5 protein-coding genes are annotated in these 4,951 nt (G+C 40.1%); 2 read left to right on the top strand and 3 right to left on the bottom strand.

Going from position 1 to position 4,951, the window contains the following annotated elements; all coding sequences use genetic code 11:
• The coding region (locus VJ937_RS08860; RefSeq protein WP_324066537.1) for a M14 family zinc carboxypeptidase at positions 1 to 513 on the bottom strand (513 nt) is incomplete at its 3' end.
• A gap of 81 nt (positions 514 to 594) precedes the next feature.
• Between VJ937_RS08860 and VJ937_RS08855 the strand changes: the two genes are divergently transcribed.
• Complete coding sequence (locus VJ937_RS08855) at positions 595 to 1,305, top strand: DNA alkylation repair protein (RefSeq protein WP_324066536.1); 711 nt, start codon at positions 595 to 597, stop codon at positions 1,303 to 1,305.
• Between the two features lie 207 nt (positions 1,306 to 1,512).
• A complete protein-coding gene (locus tag VJ937_RS08850; protein ID WP_324066535.1) occupies positions 1,513 to 3,432 on the top strand; it encodes a methyl-accepting chemotaxis protein in 1,920 nt (639 codons plus the stop codon).
• Positions 3,433 to 3,514: 82 nt separating this feature from the next.
• On the opposite strand, the gene VJ937_RS08845 is transcribed toward VJ937_RS08850, so the two are convergent.
• Complete coding sequence (locus VJ937_RS08845) at positions 3,515 to 4,342, bottom strand: head GIN domain-containing protein (protein ID WP_324066534.1); 828 nt, start codon at positions 4,340 to 4,342, stop codon at positions 3,515 to 3,517.
• A gap of 145 nt (positions 4,343 to 4,487) precedes the next feature.
• Positions 4,488 to 4,951 (bottom strand): GIN domain-containing protein (locus VJ937_RS08840; RefSeq protein ID WP_324066533.1); only part of this gene is annotated, 464 nt, incomplete at its 5' end.

Here is a 4,951-nt window from a genome sequence, read left to right as displayed (position 1 = left end):
ATTCTGGGCGTTGGTACGCCAACCCATCTTTTCTGGTCCATTTTGATTGATGCGATTGTAGGCCCCAAAGCGCTTTAACCCATCTGGATTCACCACCGGGGCAAACATGATGGATACACTATCGAGCAATCCTTTCTTTTTCCCGGTTACAATATCGCGAAGCAATAGCATCATGGCATCATTTCCATCTGGTTCACCGGGGTGAATATTCGACTCTACAAATAAAATTGTGCGCCCGGCATCTCTGATGGCTTCCACTTCATTTAACCCATCTTTATCTACAATAAGTAATGGTAATTTATACCCTTGAGAACTTTCTCCATAAGTAGTGTAAAATACCTGCGGAGATGCTTTCTCAATCGATTCGCAAAATTCCAGGGTTTGTTCGTAAGTAGCCGTCTTACTGCCCTCTGAAGTTTCAAAGGGCAGCTGAAATTCAAAATTGCTTTCAGGTTGAGGGCTACATGCGGCCAAAAGAGTAACGGATAGTAAAAAAAGGGCTGCGCGTATCATTTTTTTGATAAATTTAAAAAGTTAAAATTGTGTTCAAAAGAACATACAAAAATCGTACGGAACCGAACAAACAGCAATTAAATGAACACTCAAAAGTTGGTAAATCAAATTATTTATGAGCTAAAATCGTTGCAGGATGATACAAGAAAAGCATCGGCAATGGGTAATTTCCCGGGTAAACTTGAAATTATTGGAGTAAGCTCTCCGAATATTAAAAAAGTAGTTATTAAGGTTCGAAAAACAACAAATAGCTGGACTTTGCAACAAAAAACAGCACTTGCCATTAATCTCACGCAAACCCATTACCATGAATGCCATCATCTGGCCTACTACTTTTTGGAGCAGGAACCAAAAGTAATTAACATTTTAACCATAGAGGAAGCAGAAAAGCTTGCAGCTTGCCTTGACAACTGGGTACTAACAGACACTTACAGTACATTTATACTTGGTGTGCTTTGGAGAATTGGGACTGTCGATGATCAATATATCCACAACCTGCTTAAAAGTGACGATTTATGGCTAAAAAGATGCGCTGTTGTAAGTACAGTTCCATTGAATCAGGCCTCAAGAGGCGGAAAAGGCGATTCGAAACGCACAATTGAGGTTTGCCGAAAAGTTGTAAATGATCATCGCCCGATGATTATAAAAGCCTTATCATGGGCCTTACGTGTATTAATTCGCAGAGATAAAAAAGCTGTAGAAAATTTTATTCAAACCAATGCAGCTTATCTGCACAAACAGGTAATAAGAGAGGTAAGCAATAAATTGGAGACTGGCCTCAAAAACCCATAACAGACATAACTTAGCCCAGCACCGTTTTTTTTAATTTAAGATGTCATGGCTGCAAAACAGGCTAACTCCCTTAACAACAAGGTTAATTCGGGTTGATTCACCCTTTTTTTATTGGTTTATATTTCATAATTATGTAATTTTAGGTATTAGAAAAATCCTCCCCGGCCATATGCCGAGCAACTCACAAACCAACTAAAACAAGGAATTATGCTAAAACTCAACAACCTAAAAATCGGCACAAGGCTTAACATTATTTTAAGTTCAACCATCATTGTAATAATGGTCATTCTTGGTATTTACATGACTCAAACCATGCGTGAAAAAATACTGAACGACACAGATATAAGGATGACAGAGCAGGTTGAAGATTTGTCAAAATTCATTACTGTGCAACTCGAACTTAACCAGGAACAGGTTAACTCAGATCTAAAAGTTGCTCATCAATATTTTTACAGCCTCGGGGAAATTGATATAAAAGAAGAAACTACTACTTACAATGCCATAAATCAGAATACCAAACGCACGAAGAAGGTGAATTTACCCACGTGGGAAATCAATGGCGAAAAGATACAGGGCAACACACAAATAGTCGATAAAATTCAGGATCTCACTGGGCACACAGTTACAATATTTCAAAAAATAAATGGCGGATATTTACGTATAGCAACAAACGTTAGAAAAGAAAACGGAAAAAGGGCTACAGGTACATTTATTCCCAACAGCTCACCGGTTATCCAAACCATTGAAAAGGGTCAAACTTTTCGAGGAAGAGCATTTGTTGTAAACGATTGGTATCTTACTGCATATGAACCAATCCGTATTGATGGTTCAATAAGCGGGATACTATATGTAGGCGTGAAGGAAAAAGACCTGGAACAGATAAAGCAAATCTTCCACAGTAAAACATATTTTGAATCAGGTTATCCATTTATGGTAGATGACCAGGGCACCTTCATCATTCACCCGACAAGCGAAGGAGAAAATCATTCTAATGCTGTGTTTTTCAAACAACTAAAAAACAGCAATTCCAATCAGGGTAAAACCAAATATATGTGGGAAGGGCGACAGAAATTTCAGTATTTTAAGCACCTGGATGCTATTAACTCCTATGTATCCGTAAGCATTTATGAAGAAGAATTGATGGTTATTATTCAAAAAACACGCAATGCTTTAATAATAGCTATTGTATTAGGTGTACTGATATTTGGTTTAATAAATTATCTCCTAAGCCGGACAATTTCAAAAGCTATGCAACAAGGTGTTGAATTTGCAAATAAAATAGCAGAAGGCGATTTGAATGTAAAACTCGACATCCATCAAAAAGATGAAGTGGGGCAACTTTCAGATGCATTAAATAAAATGATTGCCAAACTCAGGGAAATAACCCAGACCATAATCCAGGAAGCAGATAATATTGCAAGTGCCAGTAATGAAGTGAGCAACAATTCTCAACAAATTGCTCAGGGAGCCTCCGAGCAAGCAAGTTCGGTTGAAGAAGTAAGCTCATCAATGGAACAAATGTCAGCCAATATTCAGCAAAACAATGACAATGCAAAACAAACAGAGCAAATTTCCAACGAAGCCTCATCTGGCATTGAAGAGGTAAGCAAGAAGTCTGAAGAAGCCGCCATTGCCTCAAAAGAGATATCAGAAAAGATAGATATCATTAACGAAATAGCCAGACAAACCAACATACTGGCGCTTAATGCCGCCGTGGAAGCTGCACGTGCTGGTGAGCACGGAAAAGGATTTGCCGTGGTAGCAGCCGAAGTACGCAAACTGGCCGAGCGAAGCCAGGTGGCAGCAGATGAAATAGTAAACTTAACACAAAACTCGAGAGAGCTGGCTGTTACAACCGGCGAACGCATGAAGGCCATGTTGCCCAACCTGGAACGTACAACCAGCCTGGTTACTGAAATCAACGCAGCTAGCACTGAACAGAGCGGTGGAGCAGAACAAATCAACAGGGCAGTGCAGCAGCTCAATGATGTAACCCAACAGAATGCAAGCTCATCGGAAGAACTTGCTACAAGCGCAGAAGAACTGAGCAGTCAGGCCCAGGTGATGAAAGAGGCTATATCGTTCTTTAAAGTTGATGAATATGAAGAGAATAAGAAATCAGAATAACAATTTACCACATATAAAAGTCCGGATAGGTGGCTCCTACCCGGACTTCTTCTTTTTTAACTTATTCGTAAAACTTTATATTTTAATTACCACGTAAGGTAGATACCTGTCCAATATCCTGCCGCACAATTTTTGCTCCTCCGTCGTAATGTACTGATGAAGCACCGCTGGCCGACACACTAATTTCTTCAGTTACATTTATTCTTACATCTGCGGCACCACTTGCACTAATATCGGCGACAGCCACCTTAAATCCACGGGCGTTAAAATCGCTACCACCGGAAGCATTCAGCGTAAGATTCTCGCACTCACCAATAACACTGACGTCAGAGCCGCCTGAAGTATTGATGATACTCCTTTTCAGCTTTTTAAGCGTAAGCTCTGCATCACATCCCCCTGAAGCGGAAAGGTTAAGTTCTCTTCCGGCATATTCAAGCTCCAGATCTGATCCTCCGCTTAAATCTGCCTCTAAAGTATTTGCTTCAATATCTGCTTCTGCATCGCTACCGCCTGAAATACTCAAATTAAAACGCTCCGCTTTAATTTTGCTTTTACTATACACATCTGAACCGCCGGAGGCATTAATAGCTTCAAGTGCTGTGTAAGTAACATAAGCCTTCAGTGACCTGGAGCGCCATATATTTTTACGACTTGTAATTATAAGTGTGTTGCCTTCAACCCGGACTTGTATGTGGGGTATTAGGTTTTCGTCAGCCTCTATTCTAACCGCAGTGGATTCGCCTTTTGTAAGGTACAAATCGAACCCCTTTCGAACGTCAACGGCCTTAAAGTCGCCAACTTCAATCTCTTTTTCGGTTACTTTACCGTTACCCTTAATACCATTGGGTATAAATTCACATCCTTGCGCTAACAGGGCAACTGCCAGAATAAATACGAATAAGTTTCTCATAATCTCTGTGTTTTAGTCAATCAAATTTAAGAAATTCTTGTAAGCAAAGAGAACTTTTAAATAATTAAGAGGCTGTCTAAAAAGTCAGATATCTTCGTCATTGAGAGTCTCCACGCCTTTTTGGACAGCCGCCTTAAACTATCAGTTATTGTTTTTTTACGGATGCCAAACTGGAGGCATTCACTCTGCTGTTTTTCACTTTTCCTTTATATCTCACACTGCTTGCACTTGAGGCATTTACTGTCAGGTTTCCGCCAGCCATGGTAATTTTAACGTCCGATGCACTGCTGGTATTAATCATGGCGTTGACTGCTACAAAATCAAAAGCATCAAGGTCACTTCCGCTTGAGGCATTTACTTTGAAGGATGCAGCAGAGCCGTGTAATTCCACATCTGAACCACTAGACATATCAAGGTCAAGCTCCTCAAGTTCGTCAGCATCAATTTCAAAATCGCTACCACTCGATGCGTTAATAGTCAGTACTTTTCCCTCATACTTTACAATTGCATCTGAGCCTGAACTCATGTTAAATTTGGCTTCTGGCGATTCAAGTGTCATCTTCAAATCGCTACCCGACGACATGTTTACATGCATTTCATCAGCCTTTA

It is taken from the genome of Salinivirga sp. (assembly GCF_035268865.1).
In the GTDB taxonomy this organism is placed as follows: domain Bacteria; phylum Bacteroidota; class Bacteroidia; order Bacteroidales; family Salinivirgaceae; genus Salinivirga.
Note: the sequence above shows the minus strand (reverse complement) of the source record. Positions and strands in the feature narration are given on the sequence as shown.